The 24,054-nt window shown below is 71.8% G+C and carries 25 protein-coding genes and 2 pseudogenes; 17 read left to right on the plus strand and 10 right to left on the minus strand.

Features of this window, described 5'->3' with window-relative positions; translation table 11 throughout:
* Positions 1-181: 181 nt before the first annotated feature.
* The 9 genes and pseudogenes from ABZ826_RS10070 to ABZ826_RS10110 all read left to right on the plus strand — a co-directional run bounded on the left by ABZ826_RS10070 (position 182) and on the right by ABZ826_RS10110 (position 6,642).
* Complete coding sequence (locus ABZ826_RS10070; RefSeq protein WP_361445053.1) at positions 182-403, plus strand: hypothetical protein; 222 nt, start codon at positions 182-184, stop codon at positions 401-403.
* Complete coding sequence (tgmB, locus tag ABZ826_RS10075) at positions 403-1,377, plus strand: ATP-grasp ribosomal peptide maturase (protein ID WP_361445056.1); 975 nt, start codon at positions 403-405, stop codon at positions 1,375-1,377. Before ABZ826_RS10070 ends, tgmB begins: the two co-directional genes overlap by 1 nt.
* Complete coding sequence (locus ABZ826_RS10080; RefSeq protein ID WP_361445059.1) at positions 1,374-2,159, plus strand: methyltransferase domain-containing protein; 786 nt, start codon at positions 1,374-1,376, stop codon at positions 2,157-2,159. Before tgmB ends, ABZ826_RS10080 begins: the two co-directional genes overlap by 4 nt.
* Positions 2,144-2,464, plus strand: coding sequence for a hypothetical protein (locus ABZ826_RS10085; protein ID WP_361445062.1), 321 nt, complete (start codon positions 2,144-2,146; stop codon positions 2,462-2,464). Before ABZ826_RS10080 ends, ABZ826_RS10085 begins: the two co-directional genes overlap by 16 nt.
* Before the next feature lie 94 nt (positions 2,465-2,558).
* A pseudogene (locus ABZ826_RS10090) lies at positions 2,559-2,690 on the plus strand (VapC toxin family PIN domain ribonuclease); the annotation flags it as partial.
* A gap of 200 nt (positions 2,691-2,890) precedes the next feature.
* Entirely contained in the window at positions 2,891-3,478 is a 588-nt protein-coding gene (locus ABZ826_RS10095) for a class I SAM-dependent methyltransferase (protein WP_361445487.1), read from the plus strand.
* 79 nt (positions 3,479-3,557) lie between these two features.
* Positions 3,558-4,496: an N-acetylmuramoyl-L-alanine amidase gene (locus ABZ826_RS10100; protein WP_361445065.1), complete on the plus strand. Its 939-nt coding sequence runs from the start codon at positions 3,558-3,560 to the stop codon at positions 4,494-4,496.
* A gap of 192 nt (positions 4,497-4,688) precedes the next feature.
* Entirely contained in the window at positions 4,689-5,516 is an 828-nt protein-coding gene (locus tag ABZ826_RS10105; protein ID WP_361445068.1) for a hypothetical protein, read from the plus strand.
* 118 nt (positions 5,517-5,634) lie between these two features.
* Positions 5,635-6,642 carry an LLM class F420-dependent oxidoreductase gene (locus ABZ826_RS10110; protein WP_361445071.1) on the plus strand — a complete coding sequence of 336 codons (1,008 nt, stop codon included), beginning with the start codon at positions 5,635-5,637 and terminating at the stop codon, positions 6,640-6,642.
* 72 nt (positions 6,643-6,714) lie between these two features.
* Here the strand turns inward: ABZ826_RS10110 and ABZ826_RS10115 are convergent, their stop codons facing one another.
* From ABZ826_RS10115 to ABZ826_RS10145, 7 genes are all read right to left on the minus strand, one after another.
* The gene (locus tag ABZ826_RS10115) at positions 6,715-7,317 is read right to left on the minus strand and encodes a VOC family protein (protein ID WP_361445074.1); all 603 of its coding nucleotides are present in this window, start codon (positions 7,315-7,317) and stop codon (positions 6,715-6,717) included.
* Positions 7,314-8,402 (minus strand): PHP domain-containing protein, encoded by a 1,089-nt coding sequence (locus ABZ826_RS10120; RefSeq protein WP_361445077.1) that lies wholly within the window; start codon positions 8,400-8,402, stop codon positions 7,314-7,316. Before ABZ826_RS10120 ends, ABZ826_RS10115 begins: the two co-directional genes overlap by 4 nt.
* Before the next feature lie 114 nt (positions 8,403-8,516).
* Positions 8,517-9,293 carry a maleylpyruvate isomerase family mycothiol-dependent enzyme gene (locus tag ABZ826_RS10125; protein ID WP_361445080.1) on the minus strand — a complete coding sequence of 259 codons (777 nt, stop codon included), beginning with the start codon at positions 9,291-9,293 and terminating at the stop codon, positions 8,517-8,519.
* Positions 9,294-9,498: 205 nt separating this feature from the next.
* Positions 9,499-10,068, minus strand: a complete 570-nt coding sequence (locus tag ABZ826_RS10130; protein ID WP_361445490.1) for a hypothetical protein — start codon at positions 10,066-10,068, stop codon at positions 9,499-9,501.
* A gap of 267 nt (positions 10,069-10,335) precedes the next feature.
* Positions 10,336-11,409: a prenyltransferase gene (locus ABZ826_RS10135; protein ID WP_361445083.1), complete on the minus strand. Its 1,074-nt coding sequence runs from the start codon at positions 11,407-11,409 to the stop codon at positions 10,336-10,338.
* Positions 11,406-12,161, minus strand: coding sequence for a class I SAM-dependent methyltransferase (locus ABZ826_RS10140; RefSeq protein ID WP_361445086.1), 756 nt, complete (start codon positions 12,159-12,161; stop codon positions 11,406-11,408). Before ABZ826_RS10140 ends, ABZ826_RS10135 begins: the two co-directional genes overlap by 4 nt.
* 62 nt (positions 12,162-12,223) lie before the next feature.
* Positions 12,224-13,555: a glycosyltransferase family 4 protein gene (locus ABZ826_RS10145; RefSeq protein WP_361445089.1), complete on the minus strand. Its 1,332-nt coding sequence runs from the start codon at positions 13,553-13,555 to the stop codon at positions 12,224-12,226.
* A gap of 230 nt (positions 13,556-13,785) precedes the next feature.
* Here ABZ826_RS10145 and ABZ826_RS10150 point away from each other — a divergent pair, with 230 nt between their 5' ends.
* From ABZ826_RS10150 to ABZ826_RS10185, 8 genes are all read left to right on the plus strand, one after another.
* On the plus strand, positions 13,786-14,412 hold the full coding sequence (locus ABZ826_RS10150) for a TetR family transcriptional regulator (protein ID WP_361445092.1): 627 nt from the start codon (positions 13,786-13,788) through the stop codon (positions 14,410-14,412).
* Positions 14,413-14,504: 92 nt separating this feature from the next.
* Positions 14,505-14,852: a DUF4190 domain-containing protein gene (locus ABZ826_RS10155; protein WP_361445095.1), complete on the plus strand. Its 348-nt coding sequence runs from the start codon at positions 14,505-14,507 to the stop codon at positions 14,850-14,852.
* A gap of 210 nt (positions 14,853-15,062) precedes the next feature.
* Positions 15,063-16,310: a substrate-binding domain-containing protein gene (locus ABZ826_RS10160; RefSeq protein WP_361445098.1), complete on the plus strand. Its 1,248-nt coding sequence runs from the start codon at positions 15,063-15,065 to the stop codon at positions 16,308-16,310.
* A gap of 3 nt (positions 16,311-16,313) precedes the next feature.
* On the plus strand, positions 16,314-17,105 hold the full coding sequence (locus ABZ826_RS10165) for an ABC transporter ATP-binding protein (RefSeq protein ID WP_361445101.1): 792 nt from the start codon (positions 16,314-16,316) through the stop codon (positions 17,103-17,105).
* A complete protein-coding gene (locus tag ABZ826_RS10170) occupies positions 17,102-17,845 on the plus strand; it encodes an ABC transporter ATP-binding protein (protein WP_361445104.1) in 744 nt (247 codons plus the stop codon). Before ABZ826_RS10165 ends, ABZ826_RS10170 begins: the two co-directional genes overlap by 4 nt.
* Positions 17,845-18,732, plus strand: a complete 888-nt coding sequence (locus ABZ826_RS10175) for a branched-chain amino acid ABC transporter permease (RefSeq protein ID WP_361445107.1) — start codon at positions 17,845-17,847, stop codon at positions 18,730-18,732. The genes ABZ826_RS10170 and ABZ826_RS10175 overlap by 1 nt, the downstream gene beginning before the upstream one ends.
* Positions 18,729-19,886, plus strand: a complete 1,158-nt coding sequence (locus ABZ826_RS10180; RefSeq protein ID WP_361445110.1) for a branched-chain amino acid ABC transporter permease — start codon at positions 18,729-18,731, stop codon at positions 19,884-19,886. The genes ABZ826_RS10175 and ABZ826_RS10180 overlap by 4 nt, the downstream gene beginning before the upstream one ends.
* Entirely contained in the window at positions 19,883-20,803 is a 921-nt protein-coding gene (locus ABZ826_RS10185; protein WP_361445113.1) for an alpha/beta hydrolase, read from the plus strand. The genes ABZ826_RS10180 and ABZ826_RS10185 overlap by 4 nt, the downstream gene beginning before the upstream one ends.
* Before the next feature lie 142 nt (positions 20,804-20,945).
* Here ABZ826_RS10185 and ABZ826_RS10190 read toward each other — a convergent pair whose 3' ends face one another.
* The 3 genes and pseudogenes from ABZ826_RS10190 to ABZ826_RS10200 all read right to left on the minus strand — a co-directional run.
* Positions 20,946-22,922: a GAF domain-containing protein gene (locus ABZ826_RS10190; protein ID WP_361445116.1), complete on the minus strand. Its 1,977-nt coding sequence runs from the start codon at positions 22,920-22,922 to the stop codon at positions 20,946-20,948.
* Between the two features lie 30 nt (positions 22,923-22,952).
* Positions 22,953-23,795: a 3-hydroxybutyrate dehydrogenase gene (locus ABZ826_RS10195; RefSeq protein ID WP_361445119.1), complete on the minus strand. Its 843-nt coding sequence runs from the start codon at positions 23,793-23,795 to the stop codon at positions 22,953-22,955.
* A 108-nt stretch (positions 23,796-23,903) separates the two neighbouring features.
* Positions 23,904-24,026, minus strand: a pseudogene (locus ABZ826_RS10200) (aldo/keto reductase); the annotation flags it as partial.
* Between the last annotated feature and the right edge of the window lie 28 nt (positions 24,027-24,054).

Genomic DNA, 24,054 nt, shown 5'->3' on the forward strand with positions numbered 1-24,054 from the left:
GGCGATCAGTGCCCGAAGTCCACGACCTGGTGGGCGCCCTGAGCACCGCACCCGAGCGTGGGCCCGGCAAAGACCACTGTCCGACACCGGCCGAGCGGAAGACCGCCAACGACCGGGCAGGTGTCGCACGTCCTCGTCGGGCGAACGCCGACGAGGCGGAAACCATCGAAGGAGAGACCCCATGACCACAGCAACGATCCCGTTCGCCGCCCGCGCGGCCGATCTTCCGTGCCTCGTCACCACGTCCGTCGCGGGAGTCGTCTGGGACGAGGACCGCCAGCTCAACGTCCAGGCCGACGGAATGCCCTGGCACACCGCCGACCACGCCGCCTCGACCACGGACACGAACCTGGACGGCAAGGGCGACGACGTGACCGACCCCTACCTCGCACCGGCTTCCTGATGGCAGCCGCCCGACCCGTGCTCGTCGTCGCCGAACAGCTCGACGCCTCCGCCGACATGGTGGTGGACCAGCTGAATCAGCGGGGCGTCCCAGTGATGCGTTTCGACTCCGCCGACTTCCCGCAGAAGGTATCCGTGACAGCCCGGCACAAGTCGGCGGACGCGGGGTGGGAAGGAACGCTGGACGACGGGCACCGATCGGTGCGGCTGGAGAACGTCCGGGCCGTGTACTACAGGCGGCCCGGACGTCCCGTCATCGCCGACACCGTGACTGAGCCGTACGCGACCTGGGCGCGGAACCAGGCGGACGCCGCAATGCTGAACCTTCTGTCCGCACTCCCTGTCCGCTGGATCAACAACCCGCACTCCGACCGCATCGCCGTTCACAAGCCGCAACAACTCGTCGCGGCCACGCGCGCGGGACTTCGCGTGCCCGACAGCATCATCACGAACGACCCGGACGCGGCCCGCGCGTTCGCCGCGCGACTGAACGCCCCACTGATCTGCAAGCCCGTGCTCGGCGGTCGTCTGAACACGGGCACAGGGCGGGAGTTGATGGTCGCGACCCACCGGATTGACGCCGCCGAATTCGACGACTCCCTCCGCCTGACCGCCCACTACGTACAGGAAGCCATCCCGAAGCAGTACGAAGTACGCCTCGTCGGCCTGGACGGGAACATGTTCGCGGGCACCCTCGTCGGCACGTCCGAGAAGGCGCGCACGGACTGGCGAACGGACTACGAGTCGATCGAATACGGCACGACCACCGTGCCGGAGAGGGTGGCGACGGCTGTTCGCCGCTTCATGGCCTCGTACGGAATCGTCTTCGGCTCGTTCGACTTGGCCGTAACCCCCGAGGACGAATGGGTGTTCTTCGAGAACAATCCGGCCGGAACCTGGTCGTGGGTCGAGAATCGCACCGGGTCGCCCATCGCAGCGGCACACGCTGACTACCTGCAAGGGGCCATCGCATGAGTCCACCGAACAACATCGCCGCGGCCGAACTGCGTGCGAGGTTCGTCGCCGCTCTCGGCGAGGGGCACTCAAGCCCCTGGCTGGCCGCGTTCGCCGACGTGCCACGGGAGCGCTTCGTCCCCACGTTCCACAGACAGGACGGGCGGGGGCAATGGAATGAAGTGTCTGCCGCCGATCCCGGCTATCTGGAGACCGTGTATGCGGACACGGCCTTGACGACGCAACTTGACGAACATGGTGTCCCCACCTCGTCGTCGAGTGAACCCCGGCTGATGCTGGCCATGCTCGACGCTCTGAATGTGAAGGCCGGCGACACGGTGTACGAGCTGGGCACCGGTACCGGCTACAACGCGGCTCTGCTCGCATCGCGCCTGGGCAGTGACAACGTGGTGAGTGCGGACGTCGATCCCGAACTGGTGCAACTCGCCCGCAAGCGGCTGGCCCAAAGCCGACTCCACCCGCTCGTGTACGCCGGAGACGGCGCCGAGGGCTACCCGGCCCGCGCGCCATATGACCGCATCATCGCTACGGCCGGGCTCCGGTGCATCCCGCCCCCGCTCCTCGCCCAGGTTCAAGAAGGCGCGGTGATCGTCGCCCCCATCGGCTTCGGTGTGGCGAGGGTGGTCGCCTCGGACAAGGGCGAGGCGGCTGGACGGTTCCTCCCTACGCCCGCGTTCTTCATGCCACGCCGTACACCCGGAACGAAGCCCGCCTTCGCGGCCTGGACGTTCGGCCTGTCGAGAAGACCGCGGTTCCGGCCGAGGACGTGCTCGACCGGCTGAGGTTCCCGCTGTCGCTCGCGCTCCCCGGATACCACTCGTGTTCCTGGCGTGACGACGAGGGGAACCTGACCGGTGTGGGACTGTGGACGGGCGACGGCTCAACGGCCACAGCCCACGTCGGGGGAAACGTCCGGCAAATCGGCGCTCGTCGGCTCTGGGACACGGTGGAGGAGCTGGCCTCGATGTTCCCGCAGGGCGCCCCCGCCCGCGAGGACTTCGGGCTCACAGTCACCCCGGACAGCCAGCACGCCTGGTACCGCGCGCCGGATGGCCCGACGTGGACGCTGTTGCGAAGGCCGCAGTAGTCGAGCGGGAGCATACGACCTGGCCGCCGCCTGCTTGAGGGGCAGAGGAAGGGGGTCCTCGCCCGCCCTCAGCTGGGCCGGTCGGACGAGGCACTTGATGATCGCGTCCATCGCCATCGCCGAGGAGCTTCCGCTCTTCACTACGAATCCCGACGATTTCAAGGGGCTGGACGACCTGCTCACCGTCGTCCCCGTCACACGACCGCAGGTGCTCCACAACCGATAGGCCGTCGGGGTGCGACCCGCGCCGGGCTCACCCCTCGTACGCCCCCGCCCATGTCCTCGGCGGGGGTGTACGGCACGATGGGGGCGCCGTCGAACGCGTACCCGCAGAACCGTCCCCACCAGGAGGAACCCGTGCCCGTCGAGTCCGTCGCCGAGCCGTCGCCGGAGATTCTCGCCGCCTTCCAGGCCGCCAAGGGCTTCATGCCGGTGGTCGAGGGACTCGCGCTGTACCGGGCCGCCGTCGAGGCCGCCGCCCTGGGACTGCCGGTCCTTGAGGTCGGGACGTACTGCGGACGCTCCACCATCCTGCTCGCCGATGTCGCCCGCGCGGCCGGTGTGACGGCCCTCACCGTCGATCACCACCGCGGCAGCGAGGAGCAGCAGCCGGGCTGGGAGTACCACGACCCGACCGTCGTGGACCCGGAGGTCGGCCGGATGGACACGCTGCCGACGTTCCGCCGGACCCTGCACGCGGCGGGTCTCGAAGACCACGTCGTGGCCCTGGTCGGGCGCTCTCCGCAGGTCGCCGCCGTCTGGGGCGGGAAGCTCGGCTTCGTCTTCATCGACGGCGGGCACACCGACGAGCACGCGGGCGGTGACTACGAGGGCTGGGCGCCGCATGTCGCCGAGGGCGGGCTGCTGTTGATCCACGACGTGTTCCCGGACCCGGCGCACGGCGGCCAGGCCCCGTACCGGATCTATCTGCGGGCGCTGGCCTCCGGCGCGTTCACCGAGGTCTCGGCCACGGATTCGCTGCGCGTTCTGAGGCGTACCGGAACGGGGATCTGAGCCCGGTCGGGTACGGGGACGGGGCACGGGTGCGGGAATCCGGGCCGGTCGGCCGAAGGCGCCCCGATAGCATCGCCGGGTGCCGTACGACGAGAGCGTTCCCCCCACCCTGCGCCGCCGGCCCCTGCTCGCCGCCGCCGTGCTCGCCGCCGTCTGCCTGACCGCCGCGGGCTGCGGCGCGGGCGACGACGGCGGAGCGCGGGCCGAGCCCCGGCAGGGCGGCGGCGCCACCTCCGCGGCGCCGCCGGCCTCACCGTCGAGGAGCGCCCCGGCGCCGGGGAGGACGTCCGCCTCCCCCACCCCGCCCGCGAAGCCCTCGAAGTCTCCGGGCCGCCAGGCCTCGGGGCCGCTGTCGGGCAGGACCGTCGTCATCGACCCCGGACACAACCCGAACAACCGTCTGCACACCCGCGAGATCAGCCGCCAGGTCGACATCGGCACCACGTACAAGGAATGCGACACCACCGGAACCTCGACCAACTCCGGCTATCCGGAAGGCGAGTTCACCCTCGATGTGTCGCACCGGCTGCGCACGCTCCTCGAAGCGCAGGGCGCGCACGTCGTGCTGACGTACGACAACGACCGTCCGTACGGCCCGTGTGTCGACGAGCGGGCCCGAATCGGCAACGAGGCCAAGGCCGACGCGGTGGTGTCGGTGCACGCGGACGGTTCCGCGGCCGGCAACCGCGGCTTCCATGTGATCCTCCCCGGGCCCGTGCGGGACGGGAAGGCGGACACCACGAAGATCGTCGAGCCGTCCCGCGATCTCGGCACCCGGATCGCCGGTCTCTTCGTCCGCGATACCGGAAGTGCGCCTTCCAATTACATCGGCGGCAATACCGGGTTGGACATCCGCAAGGATCTGGGCGGACTTAATTTGTCGACCGTGCCCAAAGTGTTCATCGAATGCGGCAATATGCGTGATCCGAAGGACGCCGCTCTGCTCACCAACGCGAACTGGCGCCAGAAGGCCGCACAGGGCATTGCCGATGGCATCAGCAGCTACCTCAAGGGGTAACAAGAGGTAGTTCTGCGGCGAAATTGGGGGGAAGTGCGTCCAGGGTCCGGGCAGGGACACAACCCTGCCGGGCAGACGATAGATTCATCCGTACGATGGGGAGCCACCCCCGAGCCTTGCGCCGTGCCCGCCGTACCCCGGCGGGCGGCAGCGACGACCACCCCGACGAGACGACCGACTAAGGATCTTTACGTGAATATGCGCTCCCTCACTCGAGGCGACGGCGTGGTGATCGGAGCAGCGGTGGTGCTGTTCATCGCCTCTTTCCTCCACCTCTACGGTTACGAATGCCCCTCGGGCCTCAACTGCTCCGGCTACTCGGCCCCGAACGCCTGGGACTCGCTCGCGGCCCTCATGAGCATCTACCTGGGCGGCATCATCGCCGCGGCGCTGGTCGTGGTGAGCCGTACCCTGCCGGCCCGCAAGGTCCTCGGTTTCGAGCTCGGCCAACTCGGGGCCGCTTTCAGCGTCTTCACTCTGTGGACGGCGTTCTGGTCGACCATCGACGCCAGCAACGCGGGCGCCGGCCTGATCCTCGGCCTGCTGGGTACGGCCGTGCTCGCGGTCGGCACGGTCGGGACTCCGCTGATTCCCGCGCTCAAGGCTCCGCTGATGGGCGCCCCGCGCCCGCAGGCCGTGCAGTCGCCGTACGGCGGCCAGCCGCAGCCCGGCCAGGGGTACGGCTACCCCGGCGCCCAGCAGCAGCCGTACGGCGGCCAGCCGGGTCAGCAGCAGCCGTACGGCGCCCAGCCGCAGGCCGGTCAGCCCCAGGCGGGTCAGCCGGCGCCGCAGCAGGCCCCGGCGGCCGGCGCGCCGTCCGGTGGCTTCACGCCGTTCTGGTTCGCGGTGCCGGTGGCCCGCCCGCTGTACGGGGAGGACGGTTCGCCGTCGCCGATCGCCGAGCTGGCTCCGGGCACCTGGTACCTCGCGGTGGAGCAGCGCGGTGCGAGCCTCATCGCCCAGACGCAGGACGGCCGTCGTGGTGTGCTCCAGGACACCACGGGCATCCAGCGCGGCTGAGCCCACCCACAGCACGAACAGCGGCCCCTCGCCCCTTCCGGGCGGAGGGCCGCTGTCGTACTCTCCATCCCTGCATCGATGACCTGACGCAACGTCAGATTCCTTGGGAGGAGACGGAATGCGGCTCGGACTCGCGCTCGGCTACTGGGGCCGCGGCCCCGACCCGGCCCAACTGGAGCTCGTCCGTCAGGCCGAGGAGCTGGGGTACGGGTCGGTGTGGACGGCGGAGGCCTGGGGCTCCGACGCGTTCACCCCGCTGACCTGGATCGCCGCGCACACCTCCCGCATCCGGCTGGGCACCGGCATCGCGCAGATGGCGGCGCGCACCCCGACCGCGACCGCCATGCACGCCCTCACCCTCGACCATCTCTCCGGCGGCCGGATGATGCTCGGCCTCGGCCTGTCCGGGCCGCAGGTGGTGGAGGGCTGGTACGGGCGGCCGTTCCCGAGGAGCCCGCTGACCGCCACCCGCGAGTACGTCGACGTCATCCGCCAGGTGCTCGGCCGCGAGGCCCCCGTCGAACTGGACGGACGCTTCCACTCCCACCCGTACAACGGTCCCGACGCCACCGGTCTGGGCAAGCCGCTGAAGTCGATCACCCATCCGTTGCGGTCCCGGCTCCCGGTGCTGCTCGGGGCGGAGGGGCCGAAGAACATCGCGCAGACGACGAGGATCGCCGACGGCTGGCTGCCGCTGTACTGGTCACCGCTGCGCACCGATGTGTACGAGGCGTCGCTCACGGACCTGCCTGACGGGTTCATGATCGCGCCGATGGCCCGTGCGCGGGTCTGTGACGACGTCGCCGAGGGGCTGCTGCCGGTGAAGGCGATGCTCGGTTTCTACATCGGCGGGATGGGGCACGCGGCCCGCAACTTCCACGCCGATCTGATGGCGCGCATGGGTTTCGAGGAGGAGGCGCGGCGGATCCAGCGGCTCTTCCTCGAAGGGCGCAAGGAGGAGGCGGTGCTGGCCGTGCCGGACGCGTTCGCCGATGAGATCTCGCTCGTCGGACCCCGGCAACGGATAGCGGAGCGACTGGAGTTGTGGCGCAAGGGGCCGGTGACCGATCTGCTGGTGACGGCGCCGGACCCGCACACCCTGCGGGTGCTCGCGGAGCTCAACTGAGCGCTCTCCCGCAGTCCCTGGTGGATCGGCGCGCGGCTTCAGGTGCGGTGCATCGCAGGGCAAAGGGCTCGCTCATCCGATCCGATCCGCATGAAGGGCCCCGGGCCCCGGTCGCGCCGGGTCCGTCGGCCAGGTCCCGGTGCTGACCGGGGCGGGGCGCACGCGCCGACGCGATGCGGTGCGTTCCCAGGGCTGAGGGTCGGGATACGTGAGGAGTTCCAGAGTGCTGCCCCAGGGAGTGCGCAGATACGCGAAGCGGTTGCGCTCCCCCGCCTCGGGGCCCGGCAGCGGCTGCGCCTCGGCGAGCAGTGAGGCGCCCGCGGCCACACAGTGGCTCACGGCCGCGTCCAGGTCGTCGGCGTAGAGCGCCACATGCTGCCAGCCGAAGTCGCAGGGCAGCACCGGGGGTTCCCGGCGGGGGCCCTGGAACTCGAAGAGCTCGATGGCCGGACCGTCGCCGGGGAGAGCCAGCATCCGGATCGCCAGCTGCTGGGTGCCCGCCGGGACGCCGAGCCGCCGCTCGACGTCCGGACCGCCGAGCGGCTCGTCCCGGCGGCGCAGGGTGTCGTAGAGCACCTCGGCGCCGAACGCCCTGGTGAGGAAGAGGGTCGCGGTCTCCAGATCGGGGACCGTGACCCCGATGTGGTCGATGCCGCGCACGGTTGTGGCCGTCATGGGTTCACCGTTCCTGTCCCGGGGCCGCGCCGATGCGTCCCGTCCGCTCCGGAGCGGACCCGCTCCGGGGTCGTGCCCGCGCGCGACCAGGCCAGCAGTTTGTCGGCCGGCCAGGTGGAGATGACGCGCTCCGCCGGGACACGGCACTCCTCGGCGCGGGCGCAGCCGTGGATCTGCCAGTCCAGCTGACCGGGCGCGTGTGCGTCGGTGTCGATGGCGAACAGGGTGCCCGCGGCGACGGCTCGGCGCAGCAGCCGGCGGGGCGGATCGAGCCGTTCGGGCCGGCTGTTGATCTCCACCGCCGTGCCCGACTCCGCGCACGCGGCGAAGACCTCGACCGCGTCGAACCGCGACTCCGGCCGCCCCCGGCCGGTGATCAGCCGGCCGGTGCAGTGCCCGAGGACGTTCGCCCGCGGATGGCGGACGGCCGCGAGCAGACGCCTGGTCATCGGTGCCGCGTCCATCCGCAGTGCGGAGTGCACGGAGACCACGACGACGTCCAGTCGCGCCAGCAGCTCGTCCTCCTGGTCGAGGGAGCCGTCGGGGAGGATGTCGCACTCGATGCCGGTGAGCAGCCGGAACGGTGCCCACCGCTCGTTGAGCCCGGCGATCACCTCCAGCTGCCGGAGCAGCCGCTCCGGGGAGAGCCCGTTCGCCACGGTCAGCCGGGGCGAGTGGTCGGTGAGGACCGCCCACTCGTGGCCCAGCTCCGCCGCCGTGCGGCCCATCTCCTCGATCGGGCTGCCGCCGTCCGACCAGTCGGAGTGCAGATGGCAGTCGCCCCGCAGGAGAGCGAGGAGGCTCAAGCCGCCCTCGGTGAGCGGGACGGCGGCGGCCTCCTTCTCCAGCCGTTCCAGGTAGCCGGGCACTTCCCCGGCCGCCGCCTCCCTGATCACCTCTGCGGTCCTCGGCCCGATGCCCTCGACCGACTCCAGCGAGCCCTCCGTGAGCCGCCGCCCGATCTCGCCGTCCGTCATCGATGCCACCGCGTCGGCAGCCGTACGGAACGCCTGTACGCGGTAGGTGTCGGCCCTGCCGCGTTCCAGCAGGAAGGCGATCCGTTTCAGGGCGCGGACGGGCTCCATCGGCACCTCCACGGGGGCCGCCGGATACACGGGCTGTCGTTTCCAGCTTGGCTCAGCACCGCCCCGCCCGCGCGGCGGACGGGGGCACAGTGCTCCACGACGGCCTGCGGCGGCTCAGCCGAATGCGGAGTGCTCCAGCCAGAAGTCCAGCAGTTTCGCGTCCCCCAGCACCTCGACCCGGTCGCTGTCCGCCGACAGGCGCCGGTTGAAGACCAGCATGACGTCGGTGAGCGGGCCCCGCAGCGCCACGGTCGCCTTCTCGTGGGCCCGCCGCCAGGTGAAGCCGTCCTCGCCGAGCTCGATCAGCCACTCGGCACCGGGCACATCCGTGGCATGCAGATGGATCGAGCCCCTGGCGCCGGCGAGCTTGGCCGCCTTCTCGTGGCCAGCGGCCCGCACGAAGGCGATGATCTCCAGCCATTCCTCGATCGTGTCGGCCGCCAGCTCGGGTGCCACCTCGTAGCCGGTCCCCGCGGTGAGCGCGGCGTCGGCCTGGTGGACGATCGTCTCGTGCGCCATGCGACGCGCCCAGAAGCCCGTGCTGCACTCCCAGCCCCAGGACCACGCCTGCACGTCCGGGCCGGCCGCGCGCAGTAGCTCGACAAGCTCCGCCGCCCCGTCCGCCAGCCAGGCGTCGAGCACGGCGGGGTCGTCGCCCTCGGGCCCGAACTCCGGTCCCCGTTCGAGCGGGACCGCTTCGGTGGCCCGGGTGCGTACGATCTCGCTCACCCAGCGGTGGGCGCCACCGACATGGACGGCGAGGTCGCGCAAGGTCCAGTCGGGGCAGGTCAATACGGTCGCACCGAGGTCGGCGCCGCTGATCGCGGCCCTCAACGCGTCGGTGCGGCCGATGATTTCGTCACAGTAGAGGTCGTGCGGGAGTGCGCTCATGACACGCACCCTAAGGGCTGCCCCGTAATCCCTGGCGGGCGTGCGACGACAGCTACGGCACCTCGCCGCGTTGTCGGAACGCCCGAATACATCCAGTATTCGGGCGTCTCTCCGCCTTGCGATGCACCGCATCTGACGCCGCACGCTGATCCACCAGGGATTACGGGACAGCCCTTGGTTCGATCAAGAGCCGGGGCCCCATCGATTATCCGCCGAGTTGCGACGTGGTGGGCACCTTGTCCTTCACGTCGGCGCCCGCGCTCCTGCCCGCTTCCTTGACGTTGCTGATCACGCTCTCGAAGGCGCCGATGTCGCCCGCGCCCGCCTCGCCCCTGCGCAGTTTGGTGCCGAGCCCCTTGAGCGATTCGATGCCCGCCGTCAGCGGCGCGAGCGCCTTCGACAGCAAGGGATCGCCCTTGGCGTTGACCGTGGCCGCCTTCAGCCGGTTGTACGCGAAGCCACCCGCGAGCCCGGCCTTGACCAGGGCGAACGTCCGCCCGTCGGCGCCCTTCTTGAACGTGCCCGCACGGTACGGCTTCACGATCCACTGGTACGTCGCCCCGGCCGCGAGCCCCGCGTTGGCGACGAATCGCGTCTTGGCCAGTTTCTGCGCCTGCGCCGACGGTGTGGCGCTCGGGGACGCGGTATCGCTCGGGGACGCGGAACGGCTCGCGCCGTTCTTGTCACCGCCGCCGCACGCGGTGGCGCCCACCAGCACGACGCAGGACAGCAGGAGCGGGACGAGCAGACGGCGAAGCGGTACGGAACCGTTCACGGCGGAACTGCGCACAGCGGGCCTCCCTGACCGGACACCTCACGGCGACCTCTACGGTGAGTGACGGGCATCGCCACTCTCCGTAAGGCTCGCGTGGCAGCGGGCGGTGTGCCACCCGAGGCCGCCGTCCGGGTTCGGGGCACGCGGTGGCCGGCCGCATCCGGCACTGAAGCCGCCCGTCCGGATCACCCCGGTCCCGCGTGCCCCGGCACCGGGCCCGCTCGCCGATCCGGTCCGATCCGGACGAATACCCCTGGTCGGCCGGTGCTATCCGCAGCAGTCCGGTTCCAGCCCGCGCGGCAGCCGTTCGCCGCCGAAGACCGCCGTGGTCGCCTCGTCGCCGCCGAGCGCGGCCACCGCGAGCAGCAGCGAACCGGCGGTCCAGGTGGTGAGCTCCTCCGGCCAGAAGGCCCGGTTGCCCTCGAAGACGTACCCCGTCCAGTACATGCCCCCGTCGGCGCGCAGGTGCTGGATGGACTGGAGGATCTCCAGCGCCCGGTCGGACTCGCCCATCACCCAGAGCGCCAGGGCGAGTTCACAGCTCTCGCCGCCGGTCACCCACGGGTTGGGCAGCACACAGCGCACCCCGAGGCCGGGCACCACGAAACGGTCCCAGCCGTCCTCGATCCGCTCCTTGGCGGCCGTTCCGAAGAGCGCGCCGCCGAGGACCGGGTAGTACCAGTCCATCGAGTAGTGGCTCTTGTCCAGGAAGCGTTCCGGATGGCGGCAAATCGCGTGGGCCAGCGCACCGGTCGCCAACTCCCAGTCCGGCTGCGGCTCCTCGCGCCGTTCGGCGATGGCGAGTGCGCAGCGCAGCGCCTGGTGGATGGAGGAACAGCCGGTCAGCAGCGCGTCGTCGACGGGGGTTCCGTCGGCTTCGCGCTTCCAGCCGATCTGGCCGCCGGGCCGCTGGAGCCGCAGCACGAACTCGACGGCGGCGTAGACGGTCGGCCACATCCGGTCGACGAACGCGTCGTCGCCGGTGGCGAGGTAGTGGTGCCAGACGCCGACGGCCACGTACGCGCAGAAATTGGTCTCCAGGCCCCGGTCGGTCGGCCGTTCCGGGTCGCCGTCGTGGTACGCGGCGTACCAGGAGCCGTCCTCGTTCTGGTGCCGGGCCAGCCAGTCGTACGCGCGTTCCGCGGCGGCGTGCTCGCCCGCCGCGTCGAGGGCCATGGCGGCCTCGGTGTGGTCCCACGGGTCGAGGTGGTGGCCGCGGAACCAGGGCAGCGCACCGTTCTCGCACTGCGCGGCGAGGAGGGCGGCGACGGTCTCGGCGGCCTGCTCGGCGGTGAGGACTCCGGGCAGTACGAGATGTTCTGTCTGCTCGGGAGTGGTCACGCCTCGGCCTTGGTGAGGTCCTCGGCGGCGGCCACGGGCAGGTGCGGCTTGGTCGCGTACGCCACGAAGCTCTTGCCCACGACGGGGTTGAGCAGCTGCTCGGCGACCCGCGTGACGGCCGGCTTCTTCATGATGTCCCAGACCAGCAGCTTGTGGTACGCGCGGACCGGCAGCGCCTTGTCGTTGTCCACCCCGAACGCGCACTTCAGCCACCAGTACGGCGCGTGCAGGGCATGGGCGTGGTGGGTGCCGTACGGCTTGAGGCCGGCGCCGCGGATCTTGCCGAGCAGTTCGTCGGCCTTGTAGATGCGGATGTGGCCGCCCTCGACCTCGTGGTACGCGTCGGAGAGCGTCCAGCAGACCTTCTCGGGACCGTAGCGCGGGACGGTGATCGCGATCCGGCCGCCGGGCCTGAGCACCCGGACCATCTCGGCGAGCACGCCCTTGTCGTCGGGGATGTGCTCCATCACCTCGGAGATGATCACGACGTCGAAGGACTCGTCGGGGAACGGCAGGTTGAGCGCGTCGCCCTCCATCGCGGTGGCGGTGGCGCCCTCGGGGGCCTCCCCGGCCTCCTTCATCGCGGCGAACCACTTCGCGACCTCGCGGATCTCCTCGCCGTTGCGGTCGAGGGCCACGACCTGGGCGCCGCGCCGGTAGCACTCGAAGGCGTGGCGTCCGGCGCCGCAGCCCAGGTCGAGCACTCGGTCACCTGCGGCGAGCGGGAAGCGGGTGAAGTCCACGGTCAGCACGAATGCCTGCTTTCGCGGTCGAGGGGATCAGGGGGCGGGGACAGCGTGGGCGGACTGCGGGGTCACCGTCGGCCGCCGGGGTGCGCGCCGCCCGCGCGGGCGGCGATCGCCTCGCGGTACAGGGCGGCGGTGCCGATGGCGGCCTGCTTCCAGGTGAACCGGGAGAGCACCCGGGCGCGGCCCGCGGCGCCGAGCCGGGCGCGCAGTTCCGGATCGCCGAGCAGCCGGGCGAGTGCGTCGGCCAGTGCCCCGGCGTCGGCGGGCGGGACGGCCAGGCAGGTCTCCCCGTCCGGGCCCGCGACCTCGGGGATCGCGCCGCCGGTGGTGGCGACCAGTGGTGTGCCGGTGGCCATGGCCTCGGCGGCCGGCAGCGAGAACCCCTCGTACAGCGAGGGGACGCAGGCGATCTGGGCACCGCGCACCAGGTCGACGAGTTCGGCGTCGCTGATGCCCTTGACGAATTCGACGGCGTCCTGGAGTCCGTGCCGCTCGATGGCCCGCGCCACCGGCCCGTCCTCGGCCCGCTTGCCGACGACCACGAGGTGCGCCCGCGGGTTCTCGGTGCGGAGCTTGGCGAGTGCCTCGACGAGATGGACGAGGCCCTTCAGCGGGACGTCGGCGCTGGAGGTGGTGACGATCCGGCCGGGGACCTCGGCGACGGACGGGTCGGGCGACCACAGATCGGTGTCCGCGCCGATGTGCACCACATGGACGCGGTCCTCGCGCACCCCGAGGTGTTCGACGATCTCCTGCTTGGAGGAGCCGGAGACGGTGAGCACCGACGGCAGCCGACGCGCGACCCGCTTCTGCATGCGGGTGAAGGCGTACCAGCGGCGCACGGAGGCGCGGCGGCGACGGGTCGCGGCGGCGTCCAGGTCCAACTGCCGGTCGACCGTGATGGGGTGGTGGATCGTGGTGACGAGCGGGGCGCCGAGGTCCGTCAACAGCCCGTAGCCGAGGGTCTGGTTGTCGTGGATGACGTCGAACTCGCCGCGCCGGGCGGCGAGATGGCGTCGGGCGCGGAGGCTGAAGGTGAGCGGCTCCGGGAAGCCGCCGGTCCACATGGTGGCGACCTCGGCGGCGTCGATCCAGTCCCGGTACTCGCCGCGCTTCGGGGTGCGGAAGGGGTCGGGCTGGCGGTAGAGGTCCAGGCTCGGCAGTTCGGTGAGCGGGACGCCCTCGTCGAGCACCGGATAGGGCTGGGCGCCGATCACTTCGACGCTGTGGCCGAGGCGGGCGAGCTCACGGCCGAGGTGGCGCACATAGACGCCCTGGCCGCCGCAGAAAGGATTGCCCTTGTAGGTGAGGAGTGCGATGCGCAGCGGGCGGTCGCCGGGGCCGCCCGACACGTCGCTGCCCGTGCGGGGGCCCGACTCTATGGCCTCAGCGGTCACACTCGGCCCCCTTCTCACTGCGTGTTCGCCGGAGCGTAACCGCTCACGCTAATCTAGAACAAGTTTCAGACTGGATCGTTCAATGAGCTACGAATCTACCGGCAGGTAGCGTCGGCGCAACGGCCGGACCGGGTGATTCGCGCCACGGCCCGGCACCCTGGCATGCTGTGCGCCGCCGGGAGACCGAGCGCCTCCCTCCGGTTGCGGACAGAAGCCATGGATGGGGACACATGACAGCGGAAGCCAGGCCGGCGTCGCCGCCGCTGACGGAACGTCAGGAGGCCCGTCGCCGCCGCATCCTGCACGCCAGCGCCCAGCTCGCCGGCAGGGGCGGGTTCGAGGCGGTGCAGATGCGCGAGGTCGCGGAGGCCGCCGAGGTCGCCCTGGGCACGCTGTACCGCTACTTCCCGTCGAAGATCCATCTGCTGGTCGCCACCATGCAGGACCAGCTCCAGCACATGCACACGACGCTGCACAAACACCCCCCGGCCGGGGACGACGCGGCGCAGCGGGTCGCCGGCACCCTGATGCGGGCGTTCCGCGCGCTGCAGCGCGAACCGCATCTGGCGGACGCGATGGTACGGGCGCTGACCTTCGCGGACCGCAGCGTCAGCCCGGAGGTGGACACCGTCTCGCGGATCACGACGGCGATCATCCTGGACGCGATGGGCCTGGAGCATCCGACGCCGGAGCAGCTGTCCGCGGTCCGGGTCATCGAACACACCTGGCACTCCGCGCTGATCACCTGGCTGTCGGGGCGGGCGTCGATCGCCCAGGTGAAGATAGACATCGAGACGGTGTGCCGGCTGATCGACGTGACGGCTCCCCGGGACGCGTCCCGGCGTTACGCGCCCTGACAGGTTCATCACACATCCCTCACCGTTCTGTCCGGGAGCACCACAAACCTCTCCTTAACATGGTCATGACCAGCACCGATGGAGAGGAAGACATGACTGACCAGTCAGGCGCAGGCGTCGCGGCGGGGGCACAGGCCCCGGGAGGGCCGGGTTACGGCGTCCAGCCCCCGACCGGCTACGGCTACCCCGGTGGTGCCTCGCTGCCCAGCGGCAAGGCGACGGCCTCGATGGTGCTCGGCATCCTCGGCCTCGTGCTCATCCCGATCATCCTGCCGATCATCGCGCTGTGCCTCGGCATCTCGGCCAAGCGCATGGCCGACCGGGGCCAGGGCGGCGGACGCGGCCAGGCGGTCGCCGGCATCGTGATGGGCAGCGTGGGCATCGCTTTCGCCGTGCTCGGCATGATCGTGGCCACGGTCCAGGCCATCGGCGCGGTCTGACGGGCCGCCACCCGCGACGCGCGCACCGAGTACCGGGCCGCGCCGGAGGAACCGTACGATCCGGTTCCCCGGCGCGGCCCGCGGCTTCGGCCCATGTGCGGCCCCCACATGCGCACCGCGCCAGGTGGGGTGCCCTGCACCATGTCGACGGCGGCAGGGTGTCCATACGGTTCGGCGACATCACATGAACACGCCGAGGAGCCGGTCACCATGCGTCGCAGAGCCACAGGCACCGTCCGTCGTCACAGATCCCACTCCGTCGCCGTCGCACTGGCCTCGGCCGGTCTTCTGCTGGCCGGGTGCACCGCCGCCGGGAAGGCGGGCGAGGCCGATTCCGCGTCCGGGAAGGACGCGAAGGACCAGACCGTCAAGGTGGGCTTGGTCTACTCCCGTACGGGGCTGCTCGCGGACTACGGGAAGCAGTACCGCGACGGGTTCATGGCGGGCCTGGACCATGCGACGAAGGGCACGGGCAAGGTCGCCGGGCACCGTATCGAGGTCACCGAGCAGGACGACGCGGGCGACCCGGGCAAGGCGGTCGCCGCGGCCAAGAACCTCATCGGCAAGGGCTACAAGGTGCTGGCCGGCACCACCGATTCCGGGGTGGCCCTCCAGATGGCGCCGCTCGCCGCCCAGAACAAGGTGCTGTACATCAGCGGCCCGGCCGCCACCGACGCCGTCACCGGGATCAACGACTACACCTTCCGCTCGGGCCGGCAGTCCTACCAGGACATCCTCACCGCCGGGGCGATGCTCGGCGAGGCCAAGGGCAAGAAGGTCACGGTGCTGGCCCAGGACTCCACCTTCGGCCAGGCCAACGTCGCCGCCGTGCAGGCCGTCCTCGGGGCAAAGGGCGCGAAGGTGGGCTCCGTGCTGGCCCCGCCCAGCGCCACCGATCTGACCCCCTTCGCCCGACAGGTCAAGGCGGGCAGGCCCGATCTGGTCTTCGTCGCCTGGGCCGGCTCCACCGCGCCGGCGCTGTGGACCGCGCTGGACCAGCAGGGCGTGCTGAGCGCGAGCAAGGTCGTCACGGGCCTCGCCGGAACGGCCTCGTACCCGGTCTTCGGGAACGCCGGTTCCAAGGTGTCGTTCCTGGCGCACTACTTCCCCGGCGCGGGCGGCGGCAACGCCGTGGAGAAGTCCATGCTCGACTCGGTCACCAAGGCGGGCGGCACCCCGGACCTGTTCACCCCCGACGGCTTCACCGCGGCACAGATGGTCGTGCGCGCCGTGGCGGAGGGCGGCGCCACCGATTCCGCCGCCATGGTCAAGGCCCTGGAGGGCTGGAGCTTCGACGGAGTGAAGGGCAAGGAGCAGATCCGTGCGGAGGACCACGCACTGGTGCAGCCGATGTTCGTCGCGAAGCTCCGCGGGAAGGGGGCCGGTGCCCGGCCGGAGCTGGTGGGCACCGAGCCGATGGACAAGGTGGCGCCGCCCGTGAAGCCCTCGGCGGGCTGACCGATGGCCGCACCGGACACCACCGCGGAGCAGCCGGCCGGGGCGCGGACCACCGCCCCGGTGCTCCGGCTGACCGGTCTCGGCTGGGGCGTCGGCGGGGCGACGATCGTCGAGGACGTCACCCTGAGCGTCCGCGAGGGCGAGTTCCTCGCCTTCATCGGCCCCAACGGAGCCGGCAAGACCTCACTTTTCAACCTGATCAGCGGGCTGACCATGGCCACGTCGGGCGCGATCGAGCTGGACGGCACGGACATGACGGACCGACCCTCGCACGCGCGGGCGAGGCGCGGCATCGGCCGCACGTTCCAGACGTCCAGCCTCTGGCCGGGGATGACCGTGGCCGACCACGTCAGGCTCGCCGCGCAGGCCGCCGGGGGCGGCTCGTACCGGCTGTGGCGGCGCGCCCGCCCGTACACCGCCGAGGTGGCCGGCGTACTGGAGCGCACCGGCCTCGGCCACCGGGCCGAGGTGCCGGCGTCCGAGCTGTCGCACAGCGAGAAGCGGAAGCTGGAGCTGGCGGTGCTGCTGGTGGGCGAGCCGCGGCTGATGCTGCTGGACGAGCCGATGGCCGGGGTCAGCGCCGAGGAGGTCCCCGCGCTGACCGAGCTCATCCGCACCCTGCACCGGGACGAGGGCCGCACCGTCCTGATGGTCGAGCACCACATGGACGTTTTGCTGGGTCTGGCCGACCGGCTCGCCGTGATGCACCACGGACGGCTGCTGGCGCTGGACACCCCCGACGCCGTGACCGCCGACCCGACCGTGCAACAGGCCTACCTCGGGGAGGGGTTGTGACGACAGGGACCCTGCTCGCCGTACGGGACCTGCGGGTCCTGATCGGCGGCCGGCACATCCTGCACGGCGTGGACCTGGACGTCGCCCGGCACGGGGTGACCGCGCTCCTCGGCCGCAACGGCGCCGGGAAGACGACGACCGTGCGCGGCGTCCTCGGCCTCGTCCCGCGCACCGGCAGCGTCCGGCTGGACGGTGAGGAGACCGTGTCGATGCCCACCCACACCGTGGTGCGGCTGGGCATCGGCTACGCCCCCGAGGACCGGGGCGTCTTCGCCGGGCTGACCGTGGCGGAGAACCTGCGCCTGGCCGAGCGGCCCGGCGCGGGCGGGCCCGACTACCCGCTCGTCCATGAACTCTTCCCCGAACTGAAGCACCGGGAGAGGCAGTTGGCCGGGACGCTGTCCGGCGGGCAGCAGCAGATGGTGGCCATCGGGCGGACGCTCCTGAACGGAAACCGGCTGATCATCGCCGATGAGCCCACCAAGGGCCTGGCGCCCAAGGTGGTCACCGAGGTCGCCCAGGTGCTGGAGCGGGCCGCCGAGGCGGTGCCGGTACTCCTCGTGGAGCAGAACCTGGCCGTCGTGCGACGCCTGGCCGAGCACTGTGCGGTGCTCGCCGACGGCCGGACGGCCCATCAGGGGCCGGCCGCCGAGCTGCTGAGCGACGCGGAGGCGGCTCGCAGGCTGCTCGGTGTGGGCCACGGCTCGCTCACCGCACACACCGTGGAGGCGGATTCCTGATGTCCACCGTCGTCCTGCTCACCATGACCGGGCTCGGTCTGGGAGCGCTCTACTTCCTCATCGCGTCGGGACTCTCGCTGATCTTCGGCCTGATGGACGTGCTCAACTTCGCGCACGGCGCGCTGCTCTCCATCGGCGCGTACGGCACCTGGTGGGCGGCGTCCGGTCATCTGCCGGGCGCCGGACCGGGCGGAGCGGGTTTCGTCCTCGCGGTCCTGTTCGGTACGGCGGTGGGCACCGCCGCCGCCGTACTGCTGGAACTCGCCGTCGTCCGCCCGCTCTACACCCGGCCGCGCGAGCAGGTGCTCGCCACGGTCGGGGTGGGGCTCGCCGTCCCCGCGCTGCTGTCGGGGGTCTGGGGCTCGGACGCCCGGACCTTCCCCGGGCCGAAGGCGCTGTCCGGCACCTTCGGCCTGCTCGGCGCGCAGGTCCCGGTCAACCGGCTGGTGCTGGTCGCGGCGGCGGTCGTCGTCCTCGTGGCACTGCGGCTCTTCCTCGGCCGCACCCGGCACGGTCTGGTGGTACGGGCCGGGGTCGAGGACCGGGCGATGGTCACCGCCCTCGGCATCGACGTACGGCGGGCGTTCACACTCGTCTTCGCGATCGGCGGCTGCGCCGCCGCGCTCGGCGGGGCGCTGGGCGGGCTGTACTTCGGTTCGGTCGACCCCCGTCAGGGCACCTCGCTGCTGATCTTCGCGTTCGTGGTCGTGGTCACCGGAGGCATGGGCTCGGTGACCGGCGCCGCCGTGGCGTCCGTCGTCATCGGCCTGGTCCAGCAGTTCGCCAACTACTACACCGCAGCGGGTCTCGGCGACCTGGCCGTCGTCGTCCTGCTCGCCACGCTGCTGCTTCTGCGTCCGCGCGGACTGACCGGGAGGCTCGCGTGAGCACCGCCACCGAGACACACGACGACCGCACGGGCGACCGGCACACGGCCGTGCCGGCCGCCGGGAACACCGCCCGGCTGCTGCGCCGCTGGTGGCCCGCCGGCGCGCTGCTGCTCCTCGTCGTCGCGCCGTACAGCGCACTTCCGCTGCCGGGCCTCCTGGACGGCCCGCTCGGCAGCCCGGGAAGTCTGCAACTCCTGGCCACCTGCCTGCTGTTCGGTGCGCTGGCGACCGGATACGACCTGCTGCTCGGCCGCACCGGGCTGCTCTCCTTCGGGCATGCGCTCTACTTCGCCGCGGGCAGCTACGCCACCAATGTGTTCCTGCTGGAGGCGGGCCTCCCGTTCGCCGTCTCCGCGCTGCTGGGCCTCTGCTCCGGGATCGTGCTCGCACTGGTGCTGGGATCGGTGAGTCTGCGGGTCACCGGCATCGGCTTCTCCATGGTGACGCTGGCCTTCGCGCAGGCGTACTCGATCCTGGTCTCGCGCAACCCCGGCGGCCTCACCGGCGGCGAGGAGGGGCGGGCCGCCCCCGCCGATCTGCTGCCGTCCGGGCTCGTGGGCATCGAACACACCGCGAACCTCTACTGGGTGGCGCTCGCCTACCTCGTCCTCACCCTCGCCGTCGTGCACTGGGCGGTCCGCTCCCCCACCGGCCGCGTCTGGGAGGGGATCAGGGAGAACGAGCGCCGGGTGGAGGTGCTGGGGCTGAAGCCGTACGGCTTCAAGCTGACGGCCTTCGTCCTGGCGGGTGCGCTGGCCGCACTCGGCGGCCTCGTCCACCTGCTGCTCACCGGCGGCTCGACCCCGCAGACGACCACCTCCGACTTCACGCTGTCCCTGCTGGTGATGGTGGTGCTGGGCGGATCGGGCACCCGCTGGGGCCCGATGGTCGGCGGCATCCTCTACACCTGGGCCGATCACCGGCTCGGCGATCTGGCCGGGTCGGGCGCGGTCGCCGACCTGCCCGCGGTGCTACGGGTGCCGCTCTCCCAGCCGCTGTTCCTGCTGGGTGTGCTGTTCGTGGCCGTGGTACATCTGCTACCCGGCGGCCTGGCCCGGCTGCCGTCCCGGCTGGCCGCGGTTCGCCGCGGGCCCGCCGCCACCGAAACGCTCCCGGCCGAGCAGGCCCGGAAGGAGAACGGACGCCCGTGATTCCGTACGAAGAGATTCAGGTCCCCGTGACCGGGGGCGAGCTGACGGTACTGCGGTGGCCGGCCGGTGATCCGGGCGCGCCGACTGTCGTCGCTTTGCACGGCATCACGGCCAACGCGCTGTCCTGGGCCGCGGTGGCGAGGCGGCTGGCGGGCCGCCTCACCCTGATCGCCCCGGATCTGCGCGGCCGGGCCGGGAGTTCGGCCCTGCCGGGTCCGTACGGGATCGCCGCGCACGCCGATGACGCCGCCGCACTGGCCGGGGCGCTGGGCCTGGACCGGGTGGTGCTGGCGGGCCATTCGATGGGCGCGTTCGTGGCGGCGCTGGCCGCCGTACGGCATCCGGAACGGTTCGGGCCGCTGCTGCTCGTCGACGGCGGCATCGGCTTCCCCGCCCCCACCCATCTCTCCCCGGACGAACTGATGACCGCCGTGATCGGCCCGGCCATGGACCGGCTGTCGATGACCTTCCCCGACCGGGCCGCCTACCGCTCGTTCTGGCAGGCGCACCCCGCGTTCGCGGGTGCCTGGTCGGCCGAGGTGGACGCGTACATCCAGCGCGACCTGACCGGGGACGAACCCGCCATGCGCTCGACCTGCCGGATCGAGGCGGTACGCACCGACGGCATCAACCTCTTCGACGAGGAGGTGCTGACGGCGGTACGGAGGCTGCCGGCCCCGGCAACGCTGCTGTGGGCGCAGCGGGGACTGATGGACGAGGAGCAGGGCCTGTACGACGAGACCCGCCTAGCGGCGGCCGGTCTCGGCGAAACGGAGGTGACGCCGGTGCCGGTACGGGACGTCAACCACTACACGCTGCTGACGGGCGACAGGGGCGCCGACGAGATCGCCCGCCGCCTGCCGGCTCTGTCCGGGGCCCCGAGCGCGTCCGACGTCACCGCCCCGACCGGGATCTGAGCCCCCACGGACCCACCCGTGCGGGACCCGGCCCCACCATGCGGCATCGAGCCCGTCCGGTGGGGCAGGACATCGTTCCGGCCAGTCGGCGGTCGAGGACATCACGCCGGAACCGGAACCCGCACCGGGCACCGGGCTGCCGCTACCGCTCCCGACCGCCCGCCAACCGATGCAGACGCAGGGCGAGTTGGATCTCCAGCGCCCGCCCCGGCTCGTTCCAGTCCCGCCCCAGCAGCACCTGCACCCGGTCCAGGCGCTGCACCACCGTGTTGACGTGTACGTGGAGTTCGTCCTTGGCGCGGATGAGACTGCCCCCGGAACCGAAATAGGCGCCGAGGGTCCGCACGAGCTGCGTGCCGCGCTGCGCGTCGTACTCCAGCAGGGGTCCCAGCGTCGCCGCGACGAACCCGTCGACGTTTTGGCCATTGCCCAGCACCACGCCCAGGAAGCCGAGTTCGTCGACGCACGCGCCTTCTCCCGTACGCCCCAGGACCCGCATGGCGCGCAGACAGCGGGCGGCCTCCCCGTACGCGGAGGCCAGTTCCCGGGCGCCACGCGCCGGTCCGGTGGCGGCGACGGTGACAGGGGCCTGGATCAGCTGCCCGAGCTGGGCGGCGGCCGAGCGCGCCGCGTCACCGGCGGCCGGGGCGGGGTCGCCGCTCGCTATCAACAACACCACGTTCCCCGCGTGTTCGGCGCTCGCCCCATGGATGTCCCCGCCGAACAGATAGCGCATCGCGGCGGGGGCCAGCCGCTCCCGGGTTCCGCCCTCGGCCACCAGCAGCAGGTGCGGGCGGTCGAGGTCGATGCCGAGGCGCCGGCCGCGTTCGGCGAGTCCGGCCGGGTCGCGGTCCGGGTCGGTCAGCAGGTCGGTGATCAGCTCGCCGCGGACCCGGTTCTCGGTCTCGGCGACCGTGCGGCGCAGCAGCAGAAGGAGCCCGGTGACGACCGAGGCCCGTTCGAACAGCCGCCGGTCGGAGTCGTCGAGCTGTTCGCGCCGGTGCAGGACCAGACCGGCCAGGAGTTCCTGTCCGGCGAGGACGGCACAGATCCACCGGCCGTCGCGGTGCACGGCACGGGCTCCGGTGCGGGACGCCTCGGCAGTCTCGGCCAGCCATCCGGCGTCCGTGCTGTCGGCGGCGAAGTCCGCGCCGTCGGGCCGGACCGCCGCCAGGAGCCGGCCGCCCGGGTCGTGAATGGTGAGCGGGGAGTCCAGCAGCCCTGCAACCGCCTCGGCGACGTCCTTGACGTCACGGCCGCGCAGGACCAGGTCGGTCAGCCGGTCGTGGGACTCCTCGGCCCGCCGCATGGCCGCCGAGTGGGCCCGGACGGCCGCGTTCGCCTCGGCCAGCTCGGCGTTCGCCCCGGCCAGTTCGTCCAGGGCGGACCGGGTGTCGGCGAGAGCGCGGGCGGTGTCGATGGCGATGGCGGCGTGTGCGGCGAGGGAGCACAGCAGGGCGACCTCGTCGGGGCTGAAGACGCGGGGCGCGCGGTCGGCCGCGAAGAGGACGCCGATGACCTTTCCCGTACCGCCGCGGCTGGAGCCCAGGAGCAGCGGCACGCCCAGGATGGCGACGAGCCCTTCGTCCAGCACCCCGGCGTTGATGTTGCGGGTGTGGTGGAAGCGGTCGTCGGTGCGGTAGTCATGGGTCGCGTACGGGCTCGCTGTCTGCGCCACCAGACCACCGAGCCCATGGCCGAGCTCCAGCCGCAGCCGCTGGAAGAGCACCGACACCGACCCGTCGGTGACCCGCATATAAGTGTCCCCCGCCTCCTCGTCGGGGAGCGTGAGATACGCCGTGTCCGTGCCCAGCAGCATCCTGGCCCGGCGGACGATCGCCTTCAGCACCTCGTCCAGGTCGCGGGAGGCGGCGAGATCCCCCGCGGTGTCGAAGAGCGCGGTGAGCTGGAGCTCGCGGCGCCGGTGCTGCCGCAGGGCGCCCCTGATCCGCAGGGCGGTGGCGGTGGCCCGCTCCACCTCCGCCAGATCGCCCGCGGGCACGCCGGCAGCCCGCGCCTGCGAGGAGACGGCGCCCAGTGCCTCGGCGGGGGCGTCGTCGGCCAGCAGATCGAACAGGCGCCGCAGATGGGGCGCGGCGGAGGCGGACGGTTCAGACATGGGCGGCCAGCGTTCGTAGGGGGCGGAAGGTCAGTTGGCGGTCCAGCCGCCGTCCATGGAGAGCGAGGTGCCGGTGATGTGCCCGGTTCGCGGTCCGCAGAGCCACAGCACGGCCTCGGCAACCTCGTCGGGTTCGATCAGCCGCTTGATCGCGCTGCGCTCCAGCATGATCCGGCCCACCACCTCCGCCTCGGAGATGCCGTGCGTACGGGCCTGGTCCGCGATCTGGTTCTCGACCAGGGGGGTGCGTACGTACCCGGGGTTCACGCAGTTGCTCGTCACCCCGTGTTCCGCCGCTTCGAGCGCGACCACCTTGCTGAGTCCCTCCAGTGCATGCTTGGCCGTCACATAGGCCGATTTGTAGGGGCTGGCCCGCAGTCCGTGCACGGACGAGATGTTGACCACGCGCCCCCAGCCGCGTTCGTACATGCCCGGCAGGGTCCGGCGCAAGATGCGGAACGGGGCTTCCACCATGACGCGCTGGATCAGCGCGAAGCGGTCCGGCGGGAATTCATGCACGGGGGCGACGTGCTGCAGCCCGGCGTTGTTGACCACGATGTCCGCGTCCGCGGGCAGCGTGTCCACCGCCTCGGGCACCGACAGATCGACCACCCACGCCGTCCCGCCGAGCGCCTCGGCCAGGTCCCCGGCGGCGCGGGCGGCCTTGTCCACCACATGGACGTGGGCGCCCGCGGCGGCCAGGGCCTGTGCGCAGGCCCGCCCGATACCGCTCGCACCACCGGTCACCAGGGCGGTGCGGCCGGCGAGGGGCCGGTCTGCGGGTGCCGGCGAGGAGCCGGTGGCGGGCGACGGGACGGTGAGCGGGGCGGCGTGCACGCCTGGCCCGTGGTCCGGGCTCTGAGGAGTCTCCATGGTCGTCACCGTAAGGAGACCGAAGCCCACGTCACACGGGGTCGGTGCACACACCGGCGTACTCCGGCATGGTGGCGGCGTACATGGTGCGAGCCCGGTCGGTGGCCGTCAGTGAGCCGCGTCCAGCGCCGCCCGCTGCTCCGCGGTCAGCTCCAGGTCCACCGCGGCCAGGCTCTCGTCCAGCTGCGCGACCGAGGAGGCCCCGACCAGCGGGACGAACGGGATGTCGCCGCGGCAGAGGTGCAGGAGGGCATGGTGG

Source organism: Streptomyces sp. NPDC047515, from assembly GCF_040643055.1.
Lineage (GTDB): Bacteria > Actinomycetota > Actinomycetes > Streptomycetales > Streptomycetaceae > Streptomyces.